Genomic DNA, 22,560 nt, shown 5'->3' on the forward strand with positions numbered 1-22,560 from the left:
TCCGCTGCCGCCCGCACCATGATCACTACCGGTAGGGTGATACGGAAAATCCCTTATGCCTGACGGCGGTTCACCGCACCCCACGCACGCCCCCTTCCCCCCCCCCCCCCCGGGGGGGGGGGGGGGGGGGGCCCCCCCCCCCCCCCCCCCCCCCCCCCCCGCGCTGGCGGCTCCCGAACCGACCGGGTCCTCGCGGACGTCGGTCGGGGCGGTGGCGTTGCGATGGTGGTGCGGTCAAGCGGGTGGAACGGGCGATCGGGTGGAACGGGGGTGGAACAAGGTGGATCGGGGTGGAACGGGGTGAAACGGGGTGGATCAGTGCGCGGCCGCGCGGGCCATCGCGCCCGTCCGGCGCGGCTGCAGCGGAACGCTGCTCGCCGTGGCCCGGACCGGCGGTGCGGGTGCGCGGTCACGGCGTGGCTGTGCGGCCACACCGTTCTGGACGTCCATCACGGCATGCGCCACGAGTCCGCCCATCGGGTCGTGCCGGATCAGGTCCCGCAGTCGGGACCTGGACGACCGCCCCTCGTTGCCGGGGTACAGGTGCTTGCCGAGTCCGACCGCGTGGGCCAGTGCGGCGAGCGCCGCGGTCCGCGGGTCCGGCGGTACGCCGGTGCGGATCGCACTGTCGAGCCGGGCTCGGATCTCCCGGCTGATCTCCGTGTCCGTCGCCTGGTAGCGAGTCGTCGGAAGCACTCCGCACATCTGTCCCGCGACGGCATGCACCATGCCGCAGCGCTCCAGATGAGCGAGGTAAATCTGACGGAGCCCCAGTCGGGGTCCGCCGATCCAGTGGACGGCCCGTACCGGGCTGCCGCGCCTGCGCAGCAGTTCCAGTGCGGAGTCCAGAGTCGGATCTCCTGTCGGCCGTGGCATCACCACGGCGATACGATCCCCATCAGGGGCTATCCGTCCTGCCAGAGCCAGCTCCACTAGCTGTGCCCCGGCCAGGCCGAGGTCGAGCGACTGCGGCTGCGCCGTGGTACCCGTGGCCGGGTCCAAGGCGAGCAGCAGAAGCTCCTCCGGAATTGTTCTGCGGCTCCTGCCCATCCATGCCTCCCCGCGTGGATGAGTGACAGGGTGACGCCTCTCACATTCATCTGTCGAGAGCGCGTGGCCGCTTTGTGGGGGAACCCGCAGCTATGTCGTTCTCGTCTAGCACGGGGGCGATGCTCCCGAGACGGGACACTGTTAGACATTCGGACAGCCGGACGTGGCGGCGATGGAGGAGGAACGGTGGCGGGCGAGTCCCCCGACAAGTCGGTAGATGAAGGAGCGCCGGGGGCGGCGGAGTCGTCCGCGGAACGTGATCCGAGGCTGTCGGTGTTCCGGCCGCGGGATCCCGAGAGCGGCGGGGCCGCGGCTGCCGGTGCCGGTGCCGGTGCCGGTGCTGGCGCCGGGGTCGACGTCCAGGCCGATGCCGATGTTGACGTCGACGTCCATGCCGACGTCGATGTCCAGGCCGATGCCGATGCCGGGTCCGAAGCCGGGGTCGAGTCCGGAGCCGAGTCCGAGTCCGGAGCCGGCGCGCGGGACCCGCTGCGGGACCCGCTGCGGGACCCGCTGCGGGATGCGGTGGCGGCATGGGTCGCCTCCGCCGACGACGATGCCGACGACGACGCCGACGACGCCGACGATGCCGACGACGACGCCGACGATGCCGGCGACGAGGCCGCTGCGGGCGAATCCGAGGATTCCGCTTCGGTGGACGACGAGGCGAGCGCGGACGAGCCCGACGCCGTCGGGTCCGGCGTGCCGGATGTCCGTACCGAGGCGCCGGAGTCCGATTCCGACTCCAGCTCTGATTCCGTTTCCGCTGCCCCCGCCCCGGTCGTCGAGGCGAAGCCCGCGGCCGAGAAGCCGAAGGCCGAGGAGTCGGCGGACAGCGAGCGCACCGCCGTCTTCCGGGCCTTCAAGCCCGCCGAGGCGAAGCCCGCGGCCGAGAAGCCGAAGACCGAAGAGCCCGCGGACAGCGAGCGCACCGCCGTGTTCCGCGCCTTCAAGACCGATTCCGTTTCGGCTCCCGCGGCGGAGCGGCCGAAACCCGCGACCGAGAAGCCGAAGGCCGAAGAGCCCGCGGACAGCGAGCGCACCGCGGTGTTCCGCGCCGTGAAGCCCGCTTCCGCTTCGGCTCCCGCCGCCGAGGCGAAGCCGGCCGCGGCGGCCGAGAAGCCCGCGGACAGCGAGCGCACCGCCGTCTTCCGTGTCCCGAAGACGGACGCGGTCGAGGCGGAGGCCCCGAAGCCGGCCCCCGCAAAGCCCGCCGCCGCCAGGCCGAACCTGGCCAAGCCGGCCGAGGCCAGGTTCGCTGCCAAGCCCGCCGAGGCCAGGCCCGCGGCCGAGCCGCCCAAGGGCAGCACCTTCGTGCCGCTGCGTCCGGAGGGCATCGCTCCCGCGCCCGCGCCGACGCCCGCGCCCGCGCCGACGCCCGCGCCCGCGCCGACGCCCGCGCCCGCGCCGACGCCCGCGCCCGCGCCGACGCCCGCGGCCGGGCAGCGGCCGAAGGTTCCGGTTCCGCCCGCCGCCGCGCGCCTCGACCACTCCGAGCGGACCACGCAGCAGCCGCTGCCGCCCAAGCCGCCGCTCGACATGCTGGCGGACCTCACGAACAACCCGCCCCCGCCGCCGAGCCCGATGCGCACCGCCGTCCGGCGGTTCAAGATCTACGCGCCGCTCGTCGCGCTCCTGGTGGTCATCCTGGCCGTCGTGCAGCTGGTGCGCCCGCTGCCCGAGCCGACGCTCGTGATGACCGCGAAGTCCTCGTACACCTTCGAGGGCGCCAAGCCGCAGCTGCCGTGGCCCACCGAGGGGCAGGCGTACATGGCGGCCGCCGGCCTCGGCACGCTCGGGCAGTCCGGCGAGCAGAAGCCGGTGCCGATCGCGAGCGTCACCAAGTCGATGACGGCGTACATCATCCTGCGCGACCACCCCATCAAGAAGGGTGAACAGGGCGCGATGATCGACGTCGACAAGACGGCCGAGACCGAGGGCAAGAAGAACAACTCGACCGACAACGAGTCCACCCTCGACACGGTCACGGAGGGCGACAAGATCTCGGAGTACGACGCGATCGCCGCCCTCATGATCCCGTCGGCCAACAACATCGCGCGGCTGCTCGCGCGCTGGGACTCCGGTTCCCAGGAGGCGTTCGTCAAGAAGATGAACGACACCGCCAAGGAACTCGGCATGACCAACACCACGTACACGGACCCCTCGGGCCTGGACGCGACCACGGTCAGCACCGCCGAGGACCAGGTCAAGCTGGGTCTGAAGCTCGTCGAGATCGAGACGCTGCTCGACATCACCAAGAAGCCCAACTGGGTCGACCCGTACGGCAAGAGCTGGCGGAACTGGAACGGACTGACCGGACCCTCCGGCGCGCTCGGCATCAAGACCGGTACGACGACCAAGGCGGGCGGAAACCTCCTCTTCGCCGCGCAGAAGAAGGTCGGCAACACCAACCAGCTGATCGTCGGAGCCGTTCTCGGCCAGCACAAGCCGTCGATCATCGACACCGTGCTCGCCGCGAGCAAGCAGCTGATGGTCGCCACGCAGAAGGCCCTCGACGGCGCCACCGTCGTGAAGAAGGGCGATGTCGTGGGCTACGTCGACGACGGGCTCGGCGGCCGCACGCCGGTCGTGGCCACCGCCGACGTGCAGGCGGTCGGCTGGTCCGGGCTGACCGTCCAGGTCAAGCTCGCGGACGGCGGCGGCAAGCTGCCGCAGACCGCGACGGCCGGCACAGAGGTCGGCCTGCTGACCGTCGGCGAGGGCGCCAGCCAGGTCAAGGTGCCGGTGGCCCTGAAGACCGACCTGGCCGCGCCGGGTATCGGCAGCAAGCTGACGCGCGTCGGCTGACTTCCGGTGAGAACGTGGATCCGGCGCCCCGGGCAACCCCGGGGCGCCGGGCCGCGTCTAGGCCCCCGGGAAGTTCGTGTACTCATGGGTTGGGGAGTGCGGCAGTGACCACCGCTGAGCAGCAGGGTCGGCGCCAGGAGGCCATCCCGTCGGCCGACGGCGGTGCTTCCGGGGTGTCCGCGCCCGCCGCGCCCGGCGTGGTGGCCGGGTCCGCCGGGTCCGCGGCGCCCGCCGCGTCTGCCGCGACCGCCGCCTCCGCGGCACCTTCCGCGCCCGGAGGCATACGGCCGCCCCGCGGCCCGCTCGGTGCCGTTCTCGACGGGGCCCGGCGCCACCCGGTGGTCGTCGCCACCGTCCTCGCCGGGCTGCTGCACGTCGTCTGGTTCTTCAGCTTCGCCAACAGCGGCGGCGACCTGGCCGCGCAGGACGCCTGGGCCGAGTTCGTCGGCCGCCATCCGGACTCGGCGTACAACCTCGCCTGGTACGGCGGCATGCACCCCGTCTCGTACAGCGTGGTCTCGCCGTACCTCATGCACATGCTCGGCGTCCGGACCACGATGATGATCGCCGGCACCGTCTCGGCGGGGCTTCTCGCGCTGATCCTGACCCGCTGCCGCGGGGCCGTGCGCGAGCCCCTGTGGCCCGCCCTGGCCGGGGTTTACGGGCTCCTCTGCAACGCCCTCTCGGGCCGTGTCACCTTCGGCCTCGGCGTGATGTTCGCGCTCGGCGCCGTCGCCGCCGTCTTCTGCTGGCCCCGCAAGTGGGCGGAGCGGCGCTGGGCCAAGGCCGCGGTGGCGGCCCCGCTGGCCGGCCTCGCGACCGCCGCCAGCCCCGTCGCCGGGCTCTTCCTGGGGGTGATCGCGGCCGCGCTGTTCCTGAGCGGGCGGCGCCCGGGCGCGTACGCGCTGGGGCTGGCCCCGGTGGCCGTGGTGGGGCTGTCGGCGTGGCTGTTCCCGTTCTCCGGGACGCAGCCGATGAAGATCGGCTCGGCGGGGCTGCCGTTCGTGTTCGGGCTGCTGATCCTGTTCCTCGTACCGAGGCGGTGGAAGACCGTCCGGATCGCCTCGGCCGTCTACGCCCTCGGGGTCTTCCTCACCTGGGTGATCGACTCCCAGGTCGGCTCGAACGTCACCCGCCTGGTGATGCTGTTCGGCGGGGTCGCGCTGCTCGCGGCCCTCCCGTACGAGCTTCCGCGCTCGCGGCGCTGGTACGCGGTACTGCTGGCCTTCGTCGGGCTCAACGCCTGGATCACCACCAACAGCGTCACCGACATCGTCCGCACCACCCCGCTGGCCGCCTGGAGCCGGGAGCTGGCCCCGCTCGTCGACCGGCTGCAGAAGGCGGGCGCCGACCGCGGCCGGGTCGAGGTAGTCCCGGCCAGCAGCCACCGTGAGTCCTCCGCCTTCCCCTCGTACGTGAACCTCGCGCGCGGCTGGAACCGGCAGGCCGACCTGGAGCGCAACCCGCTCTTCTACGACGACACCCTCACCGCCGACAGCTACCGGGCCTGGCTGGAGCGCTGGGCCGTGCACTACGTGGTGCTGCCCGCCGACAAACCCGACTCGGGCGGGGAGGACGAGGCGAAGCTGGTGCGCGGGGGGCTCCCGTACCTCCAGCAGGTGTGGGGCGACGCGAACTGGCAGCTCTTCAAGGTCCAGGAGCCCACCGACCTGGTGGCCGGACCGGCGACCGTCGTGCGGGCGAGCGCCGACCAGCTGGTCGTCGACGTGAAGCAGCCCGGACGGGTGCTGGTGCGGATCCCGCACTCGCCGTGGCTGGGGCTGGTGGACGCGGCGGGCAAGCCCGTACCGCCGCCGCAGGAGACCTTCGCCTCGAAGGCGCGCGGCGGGAGCGGGGAGGGCGGTGCGCTGCGGAAGCAGTACGCGAACACGGCGGGATGCCTCTTCAAGGCCGCTCCGGACGAGACCGGGGACGTGTGGACGGAGCTGCTGGCGCCGGCGCCGGGGGAGTACCGGGTGGCGGCGAAGTACCAGCTGCCGCGGGGGACGCCCTGCCCGGAGGACCTGGTGCACCAGACGCTGGGCCAGCCGAAGCGTCCGGCTCCGCCGCGTCCTTGATCAAGGCTCTTGATCGGAATTCTTTACACATCGGTCCGGGTGCGTTGGTCCGTATATGTGCATACGATCCCAGTAGTCCGATTGGGTGCTTCCCGAAGGAGTTGACGACGGGATGAACAAAGAGCAGAAGCGGGATGTCCGGGCGGCCATCGCGAAGGCGCAGGAGCAGGCACAACCGCCGCGCGCTCCGGGACACGGCTTCAGTGGTCCGGTACGGAGCAAGGTCAAGGGCGGACCGCACACGAAGGCCGCGCTCAAGCGGGCCGGCACTCCGCAGGGCGACCGTATCGGCGAACGCAGCAGTGGCCTGAGCTGACCGTGATGGCACAGCCCTTCCGGCCTGGGCCGGGAGGGCTTCGTGCGCCTTCATGCCGCTGTGGGCCGCGATCCGGCCCGAGCCGATGCGATCCGGCCTGAACCGGTGCGATCCGGCCGGATCCCGCCGCTCACCCGCCGGGGCTCGCGCATTACCGTGACGTGACCATGAACGACACGCAGCGCGACGAGCGGCTGCGGCCGCGCCCGCGGCTGCCGGCCTGGACCTCTACCCTGACCTGGAAGGCCACGGTCTTCATCACCCTCATGTGCTGCGGACTCGCGGCACTGCTGGGCTGCCTCGTGCACGGCGCCATGACCCGCCAGACCGTGGGCACGGCCCGCGAGAAGGCGCTGACCCGGCTGGAGCGGACCATCGAGGCCTACGAGACCGGCGCGCGCATGCCGCGCGGCGAGGGCATCGACCCGTCGGGCCTGCCCCCGGAGCTGCGCGCCCTGGCCGTCGGCGGCCGGCGCGGCACGGCCGTCGGCACCTACCGGGGCCGGCCCGTGATGTGGGCCGCCGGGCCCGCCGCCCACGGCGGCGCGATAGCCGTCTCCGTGGACTTCCGCGCGAGCGAGCGGACCATCGCAGAGCTGGACCGGGCCATCCTCGGCTCCTCCGGGCTCGCCATCGCAGGCACCCTCCTCATCGGCGCGTTCGTCGTCACCCGGATCACCCGGCGGCTGCACCTGACCGCACAGGTGGCCCGCCGGATCAGCGCCGGCGACCTCGACGCGCGCGTCGACGACAGCACGCGCAGCAAGGACGAGGTGGCGGCGGTCTCCCGGGCCCTGGACACCATGGCCTCGTCGCTGCAGTGCAAGCTCGAAGCGGAACAGCGGTTCACGGCGGACGTCGCCCACGAGCTCCGCACCCCGCTGACCGGCCTGAACGCGGCCGCCGAGCTCCTGCCACCGGGCCGCCCGGCCGAGCTCGTACGGGACCGGGTGCGGGCCATGCGCTCGCTGACCGAGGACCTCCTGGAGATCTCCCGGCTGGAGACGCGCAGCGAACGCCTGGAACTGGACTCGCACGACCTGGCCGACCTGGCGGCACGCGCGATCCGCGCCTCGGGCACCGACACGGCCCTGGAGGTGCGCGGCCCGCGCGGACCCCTGCGGGTGGAGACGGACCGGCGGCGCCTGGAGCGGATCCTGGGCAACCTCGTGGCCAACGCGCACCGTCACGGGGCGGCCCCGGTCACGCTCACGGTCGACGGCCGGACCCTGACCGTGACGGACTCGGGCCCCGGCTATCCCGAGTACTTGCTGACCACGGGCCCGCAGCGGTTCCGTACGGAGGGCACGAACAAGGGCCACGGGCTGGGCCTGACCATCGCCGTCGGCCAGGCCCGGGTCCTCGGCGCCACCCTCACCTTCCGCAACCGGGAGGCGGGCGGCGCCGAGGCCCGCGTCACGCTTCCAGGGCCCGCAGCACCGGGAGCAACTGCGCTTCCTCGCCGTCGAGGTGAGCTTCCAGCTCCCGGCTCATCCGGTCCACCCGCTCGCTGAACCCGGCGCCGGGCGCGTCCAGGGCCCGTACCAACTCCTCTTGGAGCCGAGCGATGATGCGATGCTCGGCGCCGATCCGGCGGAAGAACTCCCGCATGTGCGGATGCTGTTGCTCCAGGTACGGGAAGAGACCGGCGTCCTCGCTCCGGTGGTGGAACTCCAGCGAATGGCAGAACGCGAGGCAGTGCTGGCGCAGTTGCAGCCCGAGCGAGGCCGCCCCGGCACCCTGCGGCTCCTCGCGCGCGAGGTCCCGTACGAGGGCCAGCTGCGCCCGCAGCCAGCCGTGCACGTCGAGCAGCTTCCCGGCGATCCCGCCCTCCTGGGCCGGGACCTCGTGCGTGCGCTGGAGTGCGATGACGGGGATCACCCGCCGGGTGCGCGCCTGGTACTCCCCGTATCCGGGCTCCGCGCGGACGATCCGCGCGAACAGCTCGTCGCGCCGCGCCCCTTGGGCGGGAACGGCGACGGCCTCGTACGTCTCCGTCCCGGTCTCGACTTCCACGAGGGGCCGCGCGAGCAGATTGTGATACCAGGCGGGATGCCGGTCGGCCCCGGCGGCGGACCCGACGACGAGCAGCTCCCCGTCGCCGTCCTCGCGGGCGAACCCGAGCGGAACGGTGTGCGGCTTCCCGGACCTGGCGCCGGTGGTGGTGAGCAGAATCAGCTCGGAACCTTCGAAGGGCCCGCCGACCTGGCCGGCGTTCGCCCTGAACTCTTCGATGACGGTGTGATTGAACGATGACACGGAGTGTGGAATTCCTCACGGTGTGTGCGTGCGTGCGACGGCAGCGAAACAACCGAGGGAGATCACCCGTAGCCGGTGGCGTACATGCCCATGGGCCCGGTCCTTCAACAACAGGTGCCTGCCCAACCACCGCCCGGCCCACATCTCAGTAGGCGGCGTCACGCGACACATGCGCCATGTAACCACAACGCGAAGAGGCCCCGCGATCGACATCGACCGCGGGGCCTCGCCCGTGCCCTCGGCAGGATTCGAACCTGCGACACCGGCTTTAGGAGAGCCGTGCTCTATCCCCTGAGCTACGAAGGCGGGGGCTTGTCGGAAACCTTGCCGGAAACCCCGGAGGGATCGCGCGACCAGTCTCGACAAACATGCTGGTCAGATGGCGTGCGCACATTCGGGTCGAGTTGCCCTCGCGGACACTTTCCCGGGCACGCGCCTGGTAGCCGTCTGACCGCTGACAGCCTAGCGGATCGTGCTGGGAGTGGTCGCATGGATTGCCGTGGGAGCGGGGCTGAGGCGAAAGTGTGGTCGTGACCTGGGGGTTCTGCAGGTCCGGGGTGGCGGGCGCGGAGGCTGGGTGCGTGGTGGGGCGCTCCTCGAGGTACCTCGGGGTCTTGGTGCCGGGCAGCGCCATCACCCTGGGGCCCTGGGCCAGCACCCGGGCGATGGCCAGCTGGGGCACGGTGATCCCCAGGCGGGCCGCGATCCTGCCGGTGGTCTCGGTGATCGCCTGGTTGGCGGCGATGGCGTCCGGCTGGAACCGGGGATCCCGCGGCGGGCGTCGACGCGCGGCAGGTCCTCGTTCGTGAACGGGCCGTACTGGTCGGCGGTGTCGAAGAAGCGGACTCCCATGCCGATGGCCTGGTGGATGACCCGCACCGACGTCGCGTCGTCTCATCCCTCCTGGTCATAGCCCCAGGGCATGCCCATGCAGCCCAGTCCCACCCGACCCACGGAAGGCCCTTCGGTTCCCAAGTCGATGGTGTGCACAGGGGCCTCCAAGGGGCTTGTCGCCAGTGGTGGATGCTGATTCACAGCGGATCGAAAGTTATCTCAGATGTCTGACACTAGTGTGAGTTCTACCACGCGTCGTATGCGATGTGACCTGTGGCGATGCCCTCAGTCGATCAACAAGGCGTGTCGTTCACGTGGTTGATCAAGTCCCTTGACGGTGCGGTCCGTGGGGCATAGCGTCCTGCCTTGTGTCAGAGTTCTGACACTCAATCGAGGTCGAAGATTCATCTGCTCGGCCTCGTCCCTCGCATCATCGTTCTCCCACCGGAGGTGGCCATGCGCGCCGCACGTTTCGCCGAATTCGGCGACCACAACGTCCTGACCGTCGTCCACGACGCTCCCGAGCCCGAGGCGGCGCCCGGCCGCGTGGTCATCCAGGTCAGCCACGCGGGTGTGAACTTCGCCGAAGTGATGTTCCGCCGCGGCCAGTTCCCCGTCGGCCTGCCGCACGTGCCCGGCCTGGAGGCCGTCGGCACCGTCCGCTCCGTGGGCGAGGGCGTGACCGGCCTGCGTGCCGGCCAGCGGGTCGCCGCGCTGACCCTCGACGGCGGCGGCAACGCCGAGTTCGTCTCGGCACGCGCCGACCTGACCGTACCGCTGGAGGACGAGCTCGCCGGGCTGCCGTCCGCCCTGGCGGCGGCCGCCCTGTGCAACGGCGCGACCGCCTGGGGCGTGGTGCACGCCGCGGGCCGCGTCGAGCAGGGCGACACCGTACTCGTCCTGGCCGCGGCCGGCGGCGTGGGCACCGCGGCGGCCCAGCTCGCCCGGGCCGCCGGTGCCGCCCGCGTCATCGGCGCCACCAGCACGCCGGAGAAGGCCGCGCAGGCCCGGGAGTTCGGCTACGACGCGGTCGTCACGTACGACCGGCTGGAGGAGGAGGTCCGGCGGCTGACCGACGGCGCCGGGGTCGACGTCGTCCTCGACTCCATCGGCGGCGACACCCGCGGCACGGCCAACGGGCTGCTCGCGACGCTCGGCCGGCACGTCGTCTTCGGCGACGCGGCCGCCCAGGACACCTCCTACCAGGCCAACCACGTCTGGTTCACCGGCACCGCCCTGGTGGGCTACAACCTCGGCGGCCTGGCCGGCAGCCGCCCCGGGGTCCTCGGTGACCACCTGCGCAGCGCCCTGCGCGCGGTGGCCGACGGCTCGGTCCGCATCGAGGTCACCGAGCTGCCGCTGGCGGACGTGGCCAAGGCCCACGAGCTGCTGGAGTCCCGTTCCTCCGTCGGCAAGTACGTGGTAGCCGTCGACGGCCGGTGACGTGACGTGCTCGTCCTCGGGTTTCCGGCAGGCTCCTTCGGTACGAACTGCTACGTGCTGGCGGCGGGCCCCGACGGCCCGTGCGTCGTCGTGGACCCGGGGCAGGACGCGACCGCCTCGGTCCGCGCCGCCCTGGGACAGCGCGGCCTCCGCCTGGAGGCGGTCCTGCTGACCCGCGGGCACGTGGACCACACCTGGTCCGTGGCGCCGCTGTGCGAGGAGTTCGGCGTGCCCGTGTACATCCACCCCCTGGACCGGGAGATGCCGGTCCGCCCCGAGGCGGGGCTGCCCGCGGACTTCCCGGCGGCGGTGCTACGGGGCTTCCCGCGCTCGGAGCCCGAGCTGGTGCGCCCGCTGCCCGACGAGGGCCCGCTCGGCCTCGCGGGCCTGCACATCGGGGTGCACCACGCCCCGGGCCACACCCCGGGGTCGGTGGCGTATTCGCTGCGGGCCGGCGAGGACGCGCTGCTGCTGACCGGGGACAGTCTGCTCGCGTACGGTCCCGGCCGGGCGTTCCCGCCGGTGGGGGACCCGGACGCACTGGCCGGCTCGATGTCCGGGGTCTGCGGCCCGCGGCGGGACCGGACCGCGGTGCTGCCCGGTCACGGGGGCACCACCACGGTGGGCGCGGTACGCAGGTTCCTCCAGGCCCTGTCGTCAAAGTGCCTCCCCCGGCTACCGCTGGGAGGTGCCCCCAGGCCCGCGACGCCCGGCACCGTACCTCGCCGCGTTGTCGGGTTACGGGGTTTCCTCTTCCGTCAGAGCGGTGATGCACCGTTCCAGAAGGTCCCGCAACTGCTTCTGCTCATCGGCCGACAAGGCGTTTGAAAGTTTCGCTTCCACCTTGCGGGCGACGGTGTCGGCTTTCTTGACAAGAGCGCGTCCGGCCGGCGTCAACTTGGTGACGAGCACCTTTTGGTGAAGGTCGGAAGTCTGTCGCTCGATCAAGCGCTTCGATTCGAGATTGGCCAGCACCGTGGCCATGCTCTGAGGCGTTACGAGGCAGACGCGCGCCAGTTGTGCACCGGACATGCCCGGCGAATAGGAGAGCGCCATCAGCGCCGCATACTGCGGAACTGTCAGGCCGAGATCGCGGAGTGCTCTGCTCTTCTCGCCGATCAAAGCCTGTTCGGCACGCTTGATGACGTGTCCTACTCGAGCAGCCACTTCCTGTTCGAATTCGGCCACTCTGGACGACCGGCTCATGCCGCTCCCTTGATGTACAGATACGGGTTGTCCCCCGCTGAGGCGTATATAAATATGCCGAGCCAATCCTCATGGCAACGCTACCATGCATCTCATAGAAGGCAATATCCTGTTCAGTGACAGGGTTCTGTTAAATGCGGGGTGAGAGCCCTCATTCGCACAAGGGCCCCGTAGGATGCCGCAATGACCTCCATGCCCGTCGAGGAGCGCATCGGCTCCCACCTCAAGCGCGCCGAACAGGCGCTCCTCGCGGCCAAGAACGCCGCCGTGAAGTCGGCCGCAGTAACGGTTCCGCAGTACGCCGTGCTGCTCTGGCTCTCCGAGAAGCCCGGCATCTCCGCGGCCGGGCTCGCCCGCCTGTGCGGGGTGACGCCGCCGACCATGAACACCGTGCTGAAGAACCTCCAGGAGCGCGGGCTCATCGAACGGACCCCGCACGAGCTGCACGGCAACGTGCTGGAGACCCGGCTCACGGACGAGGGACGCGCCGTGATGGAGGTCGCGGACGCGGGGGCGGTGGCGGTGGAGCGGTCGCTCGCACAGGAGTTCACGGGGGAGGAACGGGAGCAGCTCATCCAGCTGCTGGGCCGGTGCGCGCAGCGGCTCGACGCACGGACGTGAGCCCGGAGCTCCTCCCCCGAATCGTCAATGGGCATGGAAAAGGGGACGAATGGCCGTGACGGGGATGAGGGTCGGTGGGGTCGGCGCCGTGCTGGCGCTGCTGCTGATGATGACGCCCGCGGCGAGTGCCTTCGCGGCGCAGGCCGCGGATCCGCCCGCCGAGCTGTCCGAGGGGGACCAACTGTCCGCGCGTCCCGGTGAGCGCCTCACGTTCACGTCACCCCGGTATCTGCCGGGGTGGATCGGGGACTGGGTGATCTCCAAGATCTTCGTCCAGCACGGGACGCTGAGGATGCACGATCCGGCCATCACCGCCGTGGCCATCGTGGCGTGTGACACCCCACCAGGCGTCTACCCGGTCGGGAGGAAGATGCCCGGCGGGCCCGCCGACGGCAGCGACGGCGCCTCCTGGGTGACCGTCAAGGTCGTGGACATCGACGAGGCCGAGCGCGCGGCCTGCCCCGGGAAGGTTGCGGCCCTTCCCCCGGAGGAAGTGGAGGAACAGTGGCCCGCTGGTGACTCCTGGCCGCAATCGCCCTGGGACGTAAGGACGTTCCAGCCCGGTGCCAAGGTGACGCCGACGGCCACGGTGATGGGGTACGACCAGCCCCTGACCTCGCGGGGCTTCACCGGCCGGCCCGTCATGCGCGGGACCAAGGCGGTCGTGACGGCGACGGCGACGATCCGCTGCGACGCCGAACCGGGTCTGTACGAGGTCCGCTGGGTGGGCGAGGACGAGGTCTGGGCCCGCTACCGGGTGGCCCGGATCGACGACGCGACCCGCGCCTCCTGTCGGGACGGGGCGTCGGATCTGGCCACGGGGCGGACTCCCTGGCTGGTCGGCGGCGCGGCCGCGGCCGCCGGACTGGCCGCTGTGGGGGCGTACGCGCTGGCCCGGCGTCGTCGCGGCCCGGCTCGCTGATAGCGGGTCGTCACAGGGACGAGTCCGATACGCCTCGGCGTCCGCGCCCCGAACCGCAGGGAACCGAAACGGCCGTTGGATAGGATTTCCGGATGACCACACCCGCCGGCCTCAGCTCCGCCGCGCTGCGGCTCGACCAGCCGGTCGGGGAGCATCGGCTGCCCGCTCGCGGCGCGGCGCTGGTGCGGTTCGTGGACGCCGCGACGCAGGCCCCCTTCGCGGAACGCCTCGCCCCCGACGTGCTCGACGCGGCCGAGCGCCGGCGAGCCGACCGGTTCGTGCGCCCCCAGGACCGCGGCTCCTATCTGGTCGCGCACGTGGCGCTGAGGCTGCTGCTGGGCGCGCTGCTCGACACCGCGCCGCGCGATCTGGTGATGACCCGCGACGCCTGCCCCGAGTGCGGCGGCCCGGACGGGCGGCCGGTCCTCGTGGGCGGCCGCGCCCATTTCTCCGTGTCGCACAGCCGCGATGCGGTCTTCGTGGCCTGCGCGTCCACGCAGGTCGGGGTGGACGTGGAGGCCCTGCCGGCGCCGCGGGTGGTGGCGCAGAGCGAGGACTTCTTCCACCCCGACGAGAGCGCCGAACTCGCCGCGCTCCCCGAGGCCGGCCGCCCTGCGGCGTTCGCCCGCCTGTGGACGCGTAAGGAGGCCCATCTCAAGGGGACCGGAGCGGGGCTGGGGCACGGCGGTCACCGGACCTACCTGGGGACGGGCCCGGCCGCCGATTCCGCCCGCCCGCACTGGTCCCTCGCCGACCTGCCGGCCCCCGAGGGCTACGCCGCCGCGCTCGCGCTGCGCGCCCCCTCGGCGCATTGGCGCTGAGGCTCGGAACCAGAACTCATGTACTGAGTGTCCGTCACCACCCTCTCTCTGATAGTTGTTTCAGCGGGGTACGGGCGCAGGCCCGTAGCGGTGCCTCTGCGGCGCCGCAGGGAGGACGCACATGAGCACCACCACTCGGGGCGAGGACCTCGCCGTCGAGCAGCGGGCCGTCGACCACGCGTACGACTGCTACACCGCGCGACTGGCCGAGATGAGCGGAACGTCGGCGGCCACGGCCTCCGCGAGCGGCAAGGACGGGATCGCCAACCGGATCGACGCGGAGGCACGCGCCGCCTCGTACGGGGGACTCGGCGACGAGGCCCTGGTGTTCGCCCGGGTCGACGCGCCGGAGGAGCCCGGCACGCCACCCCGCCCCTGGTACGTCGGACGGCGGGTCGTGTGGGACGCCTCGAACGAGCCGGTGGTCCTGCAGTGGACCAGCCCCCTCGCGAGGAAGTGGCTGGACGCCCGGCCCGAGAGCCCCGGTGAGGTGACGCTGCGGCGCCAACTGCGCTGCGTCCAGCGGATCGTGGAGGGCTATTTCGACGACATCGCCCCGCCGGCCGCCGCCGCTCAGGCACCGGAACCCGAGACCGCTCCCGTAGCCGCGACCGCTCCCGTACCCGTACCCGAGACCGCTCCCGTACCCACGACCGTTCCGGAGCCCCGGCCTTCGTCCCCGGCCACCCCGGGCGACATCGTCCGCCGGCAGCGCCGCAAGACGCTCCAGCCGGACGACTTCCTGCTGCGCGAGCTCCAGCGGTCGCGCAGCGGCCGCATGCGCGACATCGTCGAGACCATCCGCCGCGACCAGATGGAGCTGGTCACCGGTTCCCCCTCCGACATCCTCGTCGTGCAGGGCGGCCCGGGCACCGGCAAGTCCGCGGTCGGTCTCCACCGCGTGACCTGGCTCGTCAACAACGACCACTTCAAGGCCCAGGACATCCTGGTGATCGGCCCCCACCAGCGGTTCCTCGAGTACGTCGGCCAGGTCCTGCCCACGCTCGGCACCCGGGACGTCAACGCCGTCCAGCTGAACCGCCTGTGGGACGGCGAGATACTCGGCGCCGACTCCCCGCAGGCGCGACGCGTGAAGTCCGACGAGCGCATGGCGGCCGTCCTGCGCCGCCGCGTGGAGAACGACTACCGCCCCGAAGCACTCGACGACCTCGTCGTCGCGCCCTCCTTCGAAGGCGACGAGCCCGCGATCGTCGTCCCCGCCGGCAGTACGACCCTGCGCGTACCCCGGTCCGAGGTCCTGGCCCTCCTCGACCAGGCCCACGAGGGCGACAGCCCCTACCGGGAGCGCCGCGACCGCTTCCGCGGCCTGCTCGTCGACCGTCTCCTGCAAGAGCTCTCCGACATCGCACCACGGCGCGGGCAGGCCGGTACGATCCGCCGCGACCTGGAGCGCAACCGCCGGGTCGAGCGCCTCATCGAACGCGTCTGGCCGTCCCCGGGCGCCAGGGAGGCCCTGCGCACCCTCTACGACTCGCCCGACCTCCTGCACGCCTGCGCCGACGGGATTCTCGACGAAGGGGAGCAGGCGGCCCTGCTGAGGCCCCGTGCCGCAAGCGCCGACGCCGACCCCTGGACCCTCGACGACCACGTCTGCCTCGAAGAGCTCCGGGTCCTCATCAGCGGGGAGACCCCGAGCCGCTACGGGCACATCGTCGCCGACGAGGCACAGGACCTCACGCCCATGCAGGCCCGTGCCCTGCGGCGGCGCTGCGCCGTGGGTGGCTCCATGACCGTCCTGGGCGACCTCGCGCAGGCGACGGGGCCCCACATCCCGGCGAGCTGGGACCGCCTCGGTACGGTCCTCTCCGACCACGGCGACTGGCGGGTGGCCGAGCTCAACACCAGCTATCGCGTGCCCGCCGAGATCATGGAGTTCGTGGCCCCCCTCGCCCGGGAGATCGCACCGGCCCTGCCCTACCCGCAGGCCGTGCGCGAGGCGGGCGAGGACGCCGTACGGACGGTGGCGACCGAGCCGTGGAAGCTCCTCGACGACACCGTCAGCCACGTGACGCGCCTCGTGGGCACCAGCGACGGGAGCACCCTCCGCTCCGTGGCCGTCATCGTCCCCGACGACTCGGACTGGCTCGACGCGATCAGCCGCAGGATCGACGGGGGCGGGGACATCGGCGACCGGCACCGCGCCGCCGTGTCCGTCCTGGCCGCCGCCCAGGCCAAGGGCATGGAGTACGACCACGTCCTGGTCATCGAGCCCGCCACCATCGCCGACCGCGGTCCCGCGGGCCTGCGGCAGCTGTACGTGGCCCTGACCCGCAGCACCCAGAGCCTGACCGTCCTGCACACCGCCCCGCTGCCGGGCGTACTCACGAACCCCGCGGACGGCTCCGGAGCGCCGGCCCCCGAGGCCACGGCCGAGGCGGAGGCGGAGGTAGAGGCGGAGGTAGAGGCGGAGGTAGAGGCGGAGGTGGAGACGGAGGTGGCGGTGGCCCCGAGCGGGCTTCCCCGGATCGGGGCCGACGTACGGGTCGAGGTCGTGGACCAGGCCCCCGGCGGCCGCTACAAGGTCAAGGCCCTCACCCCCGGCTTCGACCGTCCCCTGGTGCTCACCGTCCGGCACGGATCCGTGCCCCCGCGACGTGGCGACAAGCTGGACTGCTGGGTGTTCGCCAACGAGACGAGCCAGACGGTCCTCACCTCCGACCAGCGGGGCCGCTCGTCCGTCTCGCCGAGGATGGCGGGCCGCTACCTCGCGGCACTGGACGTGCTCCGCGAGCTGACCGAGAACGACGGCGACGTTCCCGACGCCCGCGGCAGGCTCTCCGAGCTGCAGGGGATGGCCAACCGCGTCCTTCGCAGGGACCAGGCCGACTGGGTCGACGTGCTGCACCTGTTCGGCGCTCCCGACAGGGACAGGCTGGGCGTTCTGCGCGACCTCGCCGCGAGCGCCAACCGCGCGCTCAAGGAAGGCACCTTGGACACCGGCCGGCTCCGGGTACACCTGACGGCGTCAGGCTGGACGGACACCCTGGCCGAGGCGCGCCGGGCGCTCCAGGACCGCTTCACCGCAGACCCGGACGCAGACCCGGACGCGGACGCGGACGCGGACGCGGACGCGGACCCGGCACCGGACCTGGAATCGGCCCCGGCACCCGCACCGGACCCGGCACCGGCCCCCGACGACGAGACCACCGAAGCCGCCGCCTCCCCCGCCCCACCGCAGCCCGAGCAGAAGGACGTAGAGCAGATGATCCTCGCGGAAGACACGGCCGCGCCGGCTTCGGCCACGAAGGAAGGCTTCCTGCGCGCGCTGGAAGCGTCGGCCGAAGCCGACCGGACGTGCAAGAAGCACGAGTCGGTCCGCCACGCCCTGAAGTCGTCCCTCCTCTGGGCCGACCTCCAGCCGACCGACTCGCCCGTCGTCGACGTCAGCTGCGTCACCGGCCGAGGACTCTTCCTCTACGAGGCGTTGGGCTCCGGCCGCTCCGCGTACGCGGACCTCCGCTCGGGCGCCACCCGCCTGCTGGAGATCAACCACACCCTGACCGTGCGGGCCGACGGCCTCTACCTGGTCCTCTCCGAACCCCCGGCCGAGGACTGGTCCGCGGAAACCGTCCGCGATGTCTTCGGTGTCCACGTCATCTGGTGGAGCCCCGAAGGATGGGGCGGCAAGGACACGGACATCGCGTTGGGACAGCGCCCGCAGAACTGACGAGGAGCCGACCGCACCGTGCCCACCGGCTACAACCTGCTCACCGTCGACGCCCTCGGCCCCGAGACCATGGCCGCCGCACTGGCCCGGTGTTTCGGGGTGGAGGCCGGCGACGTCGGCGTGGCCGGGGCCGACGCCGACCCCGAACTGCGGAACTGGGCCGCCCCCGTCCTGTGCACGTTCGAAGCGGTCTCAGGCGACCTGGCCCGGTCGCTGGACCTCTACGCCCAGGACCAGGTGACCGATCGGCCACCGGAGTCCGAGGTCGCCGCACGGCTCGCGCGGGCCGCCGGGACGACCGTCCTGTTCCCCGCCGAGGAGGCGTCTCCGAGCGCCTACTGGGCGGCGACCCCGCAGGGCCTCGTCACGCGGGTCCGGCTCGAACTGTCCGACGACGAGCCTCCCCTGTACACGGTCGGCAGCGCGGAGGCGCCGGTCCCGCAGCTGCCCCGCGCGGTCGTCGAGAGGTTCGCCGAGATCGTCCGGGAGCAGCGGCCGCCGTCCCCGGTGGCCGAGGCCTTCATGGCGTCGGCGGCACCGCTGTGGCCCGACGAGGGGCCCCACCCCTCCCTGGAGGGGAATCTGACCGTGTGGGAGCGGGTCGTCCTGCAGCTGGAATCCGGCTGGGCGCCCTCGGGGTGGTATCCGGCCGGCCTCTACCGGGAACGCCTCGAAGCCCGCGACGAGCTCGCCCGCATCGGTGCCCAACTGCCGCCCGCGGTCCGCCGGCTGCTCGACAAGACGGTGGCGGGGCTGGACGTACGGTTCGTCCGGGCGACGGAGGAGGACCCGTCGGGGCGTCTCGTCGAGGAGCTGACGGGCGGCCGGTCCCCGGGACGGGGCGCCCTCGGCCGGTGGTGGTACCGCCGTCCGGATCCCGTGCCCTGGGAACAGGCCTGACCAGGCCTGACCAAGCCTGACCCCTACAGCTCGGCGACGGCCTCCAGGGGGCTCAGGGCCGACGCGTGGCGGGCCGGGAGGGCGGCCGCCACCGCGCCCGTGGCGAGGGAGACCAGGCAGATGAGCAGCAGCGTGTCCCAGGGGAGGGCCAGGGAGTAGTCCTTCAGCGCGCCGTTGGTCAGGGCACCGACCGTCCAGGCCCCGAACAGGCCTGCCGCCAGGCCCAGCAGGGTGCCGAAGGCGGACACGGCCAGGGATTCGAGGCGGATCATCCGGCGGATGCCGGCGCGGTCCATGCCGATGGCGCGCAGGACGCCGATCTCCCGGGTGCGGTCCGAGACCGACATGGCCAGGGTGTTCATGATGCCGAGGGCGGCGATCACACCGCCGATGGCGAGCAGGCCGTACGTCAGGGTCAGCAGGGTGCTCAGGGAACCGGCGGCCTCCTGGACGAGTTCCTGCCGGTCCTGGATCTGGAGCAGCGGGTTGTTGCCCGTGGCGGAACGCAGGCGGTCCTTCGCGGCGCCGTCCCCGTCGCCGTCGCCGTCATCGGCGCCGCTGTCCGCGCGGACGAGGACGCGCTGGACGGAGCCGGGGTCGAGGCTCTTCTGCTGGACCTCGGCGCGGGCGCCCAGGGCGTCCTGGGCGGTGGGGTTGTCCTCGTAGACGCCGACGACCGTGTACGGGGTGAGGTCCTGGCCGGAGCCGCCGATCCGGGCGTCGATCCGGTCGCCGGTGCGCACGCCGTTCGCGCGGGCGAGGGTGCTGGAGAGGACGATGCGGCCCGGTCCGAGGTCCTTCAGGGAGCCGTTGACGAAGTCCAGCTTCATGACGGACGGGGCGGCGGCCGGGTCGACCCCGGAGATCTGGCGGACGCCACCGCCGATGAAGAGGGTGGAGTCGGTGACAGCGGTCGCCGTCCGTACACCGGGGGTGGCGGTCACCCGCTGTACGGCGGCCGGGTCGATGCCGGCCGACGAGGTGTGGGTGCTGATCACGTAGTCGGCGGCGAGGCCGGCCGCGGCCTGGCGGTCGAGGGCCTGCCCGGTGGAGTGGCCGATGACGGCGAGCCCGGCGACCAAGGCCGTGCTGACCATCAGGGCGGAGGCGGTGGCGGCGGTTCGCCGCGGGTCGCGCAGCGCGTTGCGGTGGGCGAGGTGGCCGGCGATTCCGAGGCGGCCGGTCAGCCGTCCGCTCAGCCGGAGCACGGGGACGGCGAGCAGCGGCGCCAGCACGATCACGGCGACGACGAGGAGGGCGCAGCCGGACATCGCGCTCCGCAGGTTCTCCTCGGAGGCGTCCTTCGCCCCGGCGAGCGACAGCAGCAGTCCGGCGCCGAGGGCGAGCAGGAGGGTACCGGCCGCGCCGCGGACCCGGGACGCGGTGGCGGTGGGCGGCTGTTCGGCCGCGCGCATGGCCTCGACCGGTGCGATCCGCGCGGCCTTGCGGGACGGCAGCCATGCGGCGAGCACGGTGACGCCCACCCCGACGGCGAGCGCGGCCGCCACGGGGAGCGGGCCGATCACCAGGGGGCCGCGGGGCAGCGGCTCCCCGGTGGTGCTCAGGATCTCCGGCAGTACGGAGGCGATCCCGAGGCCCAGCAGGAAACCGAGGGCCGAGGCGGCGAGGCCGAGGAGGACGGCCTCCCAGAGGAGGGAGCGCACGACCTGGCGGCGCGTGGCACCGATCGCGCGCAGCAGGGCGATCTCACGGGTGCGCCGGGCGACGAGCATGGCGAAGGTGTTGACGATCAGGAACGACCCGATGAAGAGGGCGACTCCGGCGAAGACCAGCGACAGCTTCTCGTTGCCGCGGGTGAGTGTGTCGACGAGGACGGCCTGCTGGGCGGCCTGGGCGGTGCCGGTGGTGGCCTCGGCCCGGTCGGCGGGGAGCAGGGCGGCGACCCGGCGGGCGAGTTCGGCATCGTCGGTGCCGGGTACGGCGGACAGGTCGATCGAGGTGTAGCGGCCCGGGGAGGCGAACAGCTGCTGTGCGGTGGCCTTGTCGAACAGGACGAGGGTGCCGCCGGCCGTCACCCGGGTGTCCCGGGTGGTGACGATGCCGACGAGCCGCTTCGTCATGACCGGGCCGTCCGTGGCCAGGGTGATCTCCTCGCCGATACGGAACCGGCCGGCGGCGGCCGTGCCGCTGTCCACGGCGATCTCCTCGCCGTCGCGGGGGGCGCGGCCCTCGGTCAGCGGGTGGCGGCTGTCCTTGCCGTCGGCGCCGGGGACGTGGGCGGCCGCCCGGTGCGCCCAGATCCTGCCGGTGCGCAGGGGGGTGCCGTTCGAGGAGTTCAGCGTGGCCAGGCCGTCCGCGGACGGCCGTACGGCGGCGACGCCGGCCAGCCCGGCCAGCTTGCGGACGAGGGCGTCGTCGAGCACGGTGGCGTGCTCGTCCCCGGTGGACCCGGCGGACCCGGCGTCCCCGGCGGATCCGGCCGCGCCAGGTGCGCCGGGTGCGCCGGGTCCGCCGGGTGCGCCGGGCGGGGGGTCCTTCGGGGTCACGGTGACCGCGATGTCGGCGTAGTCCTTCGACACGGCGGCCCGGTGGGCCGCGGTGGAGGAGTCCGCGAAGACGAGGGTGCCGGAGACGAAGGCGACGCCGAGGGTGACGGCGAGCACCGTCATCAGCAGCCGGGCCTTGTGCGCCAGGACGTTGCGCAGGGCTGTTTTCAGCATGGGTGAGTGGCTTCCGGGGCGGGGACGGGGGAGGGGCGCGCGAGGGCGAGGGTCAGCTCGTGTGCGCGCGGGTGTCGAACTGCTTCATCCGGTCCAGCACCCGGTCCGGCGTGGGGTGCACCATCTCGTCGACCAGCCGCCCGTCGGAGAGGAAGACGACGCGGTCGGCGAAGCCGGCGGCGACCGGGTCGTGGGTCACCATCACCACGGTCTGGCCCAGTTCGCGCACGGAGTCGCGCAGGAAGCCGAGGACCTCGGCCCCGGCGCGGGAGTCGAGGTTGCCGGTGGGCTCGTCGCCGAAGACGATCGCGGGCCGGGTGACCAGGGCCCGGGCCACCGCGACGCGCTGCTGCTGCCCGCCGGAGAGCTGCCCGGGCCGGTGGTCCAGCCGCTGGGCGAGGCCGACCATGGACACCACGCGGTCCAGCCACTGCCGGTCGGGACGGCGTCCGGCGATGGACAGCGGCAGGGTGATGTTCTCCAGCGCGGTCAAGGTGGGCAGCAGGTTGAACGCCTGGAAGATGAAGCCGATCCGGTCCCGGCGCAGCTCGGTGAGCTGCCGGTCACCCAGCGTCCCCAGTTCGGTGGTGCCGATGCGGACGGAGCCGGAGCTGACGGAGTCGAGGCCCGCGGCGCAGTGCATGAGGGTGGATTTGCCGCAGCCGGAGGGACCCATGATCGCGGTGAACTCGGCCTCCCGGAAGGAGACGCTCACGCGCTCCAGGGCCACCACGCGGGTGTCGCCGCTGCCGTAGACCTTCGACAGGTCGGTGGTGGAAGCCGCGATACCGGGCGTCGGGCAGGGGGTGAACGGGTCGGCGGTCACGGGGACTCCACTTCGGGTGCGGTGCGAAAGGGCTGCACGCCGAAGGGTGTCGGGGGGACGTATCAGGGCCGGGGCCGCCGTGTATCGGCTTCCGCGCCGTTGCGCGG

Annotated in this window: 16 protein-coding genes and 1 tRNA gene; 11 read left to right on the forward strand and 6 right to left on the reverse strand. The window is 72.6% G+C overall.

Going from position 1 to position 22,560, the window contains the following annotated elements:
• Positions 1-315 precede the first annotated feature (315 nt).
• Positions 316-1,050, reverse strand: coding sequence for a GPP34 family phosphoprotein (locus ACFY04_RS25470; RefSeq protein WP_389119868.1), 735 nt, complete (start codon positions 1,048-1,050; stop codon positions 316-318).
• Between the two features lie 186 nt (positions 1,051-1,236).
• Here ACFY04_RS25470 and ACFY04_RS25475 point away from each other — a divergent pair, with 186 nt between their 5' ends.
• The 4 genes from ACFY04_RS25475 (at position 1,237) to ACFY04_RS25490 (ending at position 7,766) form a co-directional block, all read left to right on the forward strand.
• Positions 1,237-3,858: a hypothetical protein gene (locus ACFY04_RS25475; RefSeq protein ID WP_389119870.1), complete on the forward strand. Its 2,622-nt coding sequence runs from the start codon at positions 1,237-1,239 to the stop codon at positions 3,856-3,858.
• Positions 3,859-3,962: 104 nt separating this feature from the next.
• Entirely contained in the window at positions 3,963-5,936 is a 1,974-nt protein-coding gene (locus ACFY04_RS25480; RefSeq protein WP_389119872.1) for an MFS transporter, read from the forward strand.
• A 112-nt stretch (positions 5,937-6,048) separates the two neighbouring features.
• Entirely contained in the window at positions 6,049-6,252 is a 204-nt protein-coding gene (locus ACFY04_RS25485) for a hypothetical protein (protein ID WP_314250530.1), read from the forward strand.
• Positions 6,253-6,419: 167 nt separating this feature from the next.
• Positions 6,420-7,766, forward strand: coding sequence for an ATP-binding protein (locus tag ACFY04_RS25490; protein WP_389119873.1), 1,347 nt, complete (start codon positions 6,420-6,422; stop codon positions 7,764-7,766).
• Here ACFY04_RS25490 and ACFY04_RS25495 read toward each other — a convergent pair.
• Positions 7,669-8,511, reverse strand: coding sequence for a nitroreductase/quinone reductase family protein (locus tag ACFY04_RS25495; protein ID WP_389119875.1), 843 nt, complete (start codon positions 8,509-8,511; stop codon positions 7,669-7,671). The genes ACFY04_RS25490 and ACFY04_RS25495 overlap by 98 nt on opposite strands.
• A 233-nt stretch (positions 8,512-8,744) precedes the next feature.
• Positions 8,745-8,817: transfer RNA gene (locus tag ACFY04_RS25500), tRNA-Arg, on the reverse strand.
• A 984-nt stretch (positions 8,818-9,801) separates the two neighbouring features.
• Between ACFY04_RS25500 and ACFY04_RS25505 the strand changes: the two genes are divergently transcribed.
• Together ACFY04_RS25505 and ACFY04_RS25510 are read left to right on the forward strand one after the other, a co-directional pair.
• Positions 9,802-10,788 carry a zinc-binding alcohol dehydrogenase family protein gene (locus ACFY04_RS25505; protein ID WP_389119876.1) on the forward strand — a complete coding sequence of 329 codons (987 nt, stop codon included), beginning with the start codon at positions 9,802-9,804 and terminating at the stop codon, positions 10,786-10,788.
• Positions 10,789-10,794: 6 nt separating this feature from the next.
• Positions 10,795-11,616, forward strand: coding sequence for an MBL fold metallo-hydrolase (locus ACFY04_RS25510; RefSeq protein WP_389119878.1), 822 nt, complete (start codon positions 10,795-10,797; stop codon positions 11,614-11,616).
• Here the strand turns inward: ACFY04_RS25510 and ACFY04_RS25515 are convergent.
• Positions 11,527-11,994: a MarR family winged helix-turn-helix transcriptional regulator gene (locus tag ACFY04_RS25515; protein ID WP_382544816.1), complete on the reverse strand. Its 468-nt coding sequence runs from the start codon at positions 11,992-11,994 to the stop codon at positions 11,527-11,529. The two genes, ACFY04_RS25510 and ACFY04_RS25515, sit on opposite strands and share 90 nt — an antisense overlap.
• 183 nt (positions 11,995-12,177) lie before the next feature.
• On the opposite strand from ACFY04_RS25515, the gene ACFY04_RS25520 reads away from it, so the two are divergent.
• The 5 genes from ACFY04_RS25520 to ACFY04_RS25540 all read left to right on the forward strand — a co-directional run bounded on the left by ACFY04_RS25520 (position 12,178) and on the right by ACFY04_RS25540 (position 18,946).
• Positions 12,178-12,615 carry a MarR family winged helix-turn-helix transcriptional regulator gene (locus ACFY04_RS25520; protein ID WP_389119881.1) on the forward strand — a complete coding sequence of 146 codons (438 nt, stop codon included), beginning with the start codon at positions 12,178-12,180 and terminating at the stop codon, positions 12,613-12,615.
• 55 nt (positions 12,616-12,670) lie between these two features.
• Positions 12,671-13,537, forward strand: a complete 867-nt coding sequence (locus ACFY04_RS25525; protein WP_389119882.1) for a hypothetical protein — start codon at positions 12,671-12,673, stop codon at positions 13,535-13,537.
• A gap of 92 nt (positions 13,538-13,629) precedes the next feature.
• The gene (locus tag ACFY04_RS25530; protein WP_389119885.1) at positions 13,630-14,358 is read left to right on the forward strand and encodes a 4'-phosphopantetheinyl transferase family protein; all 729 of its coding nucleotides are present in this window, start codon (positions 13,630-13,632) and stop codon (positions 14,356-14,358) included.
• Positions 14,359-14,479: 121 nt separating this feature from the next.
• Positions 14,480-18,046: a HelD family protein gene (locus ACFY04_RS25535; protein WP_389119887.1), complete on the forward strand. Its 3,567-nt coding sequence runs from the start codon at positions 14,480-14,482 to the stop codon at positions 18,044-18,046.
• 18 nt (positions 18,047-18,064) lie between these two features.
• Positions 18,065-18,946, forward strand: coding sequence for a hypothetical protein (locus tag ACFY04_RS25540; protein WP_389119890.1), 882 nt, complete (start codon positions 18,065-18,067; stop codon positions 18,944-18,946).
• A 23-nt stretch (positions 18,947-18,969) separates the two neighbouring features.
• Here ACFY04_RS25540 and ACFY04_RS25545 read toward each other — a convergent pair whose 3' ends face one another.
• Positions 18,970-21,627 (reverse strand): ABC transporter permease, encoded by a 2,658-nt coding sequence (locus ACFY04_RS25545; RefSeq protein WP_389119891.1) that lies wholly within the window; start codon positions 21,625-21,627, stop codon positions 18,970-18,972.
• Between the two features lie 52 nt (positions 21,628-21,679).
• On the reverse strand, positions 21,680-22,453 hold the full coding sequence (locus ACFY04_RS25550; RefSeq protein ID WP_389119893.1) for an ABC transporter ATP-binding protein: 774 nt from the start codon (positions 22,451-22,453) through the stop codon (positions 21,680-21,682).
• Positions 22,454-22,560: the final 107 nt, after the last annotated feature.

This window comes from Streptomyces sp. NPDC001549, assembly GCF_042894025.1.
In the GTDB taxonomy this organism is placed as follows: Bacteria; Actinomycetota; Actinomycetes; order Streptomycetales; family Streptomycetaceae; genus Streptomyces; species Streptomyces kutzneri.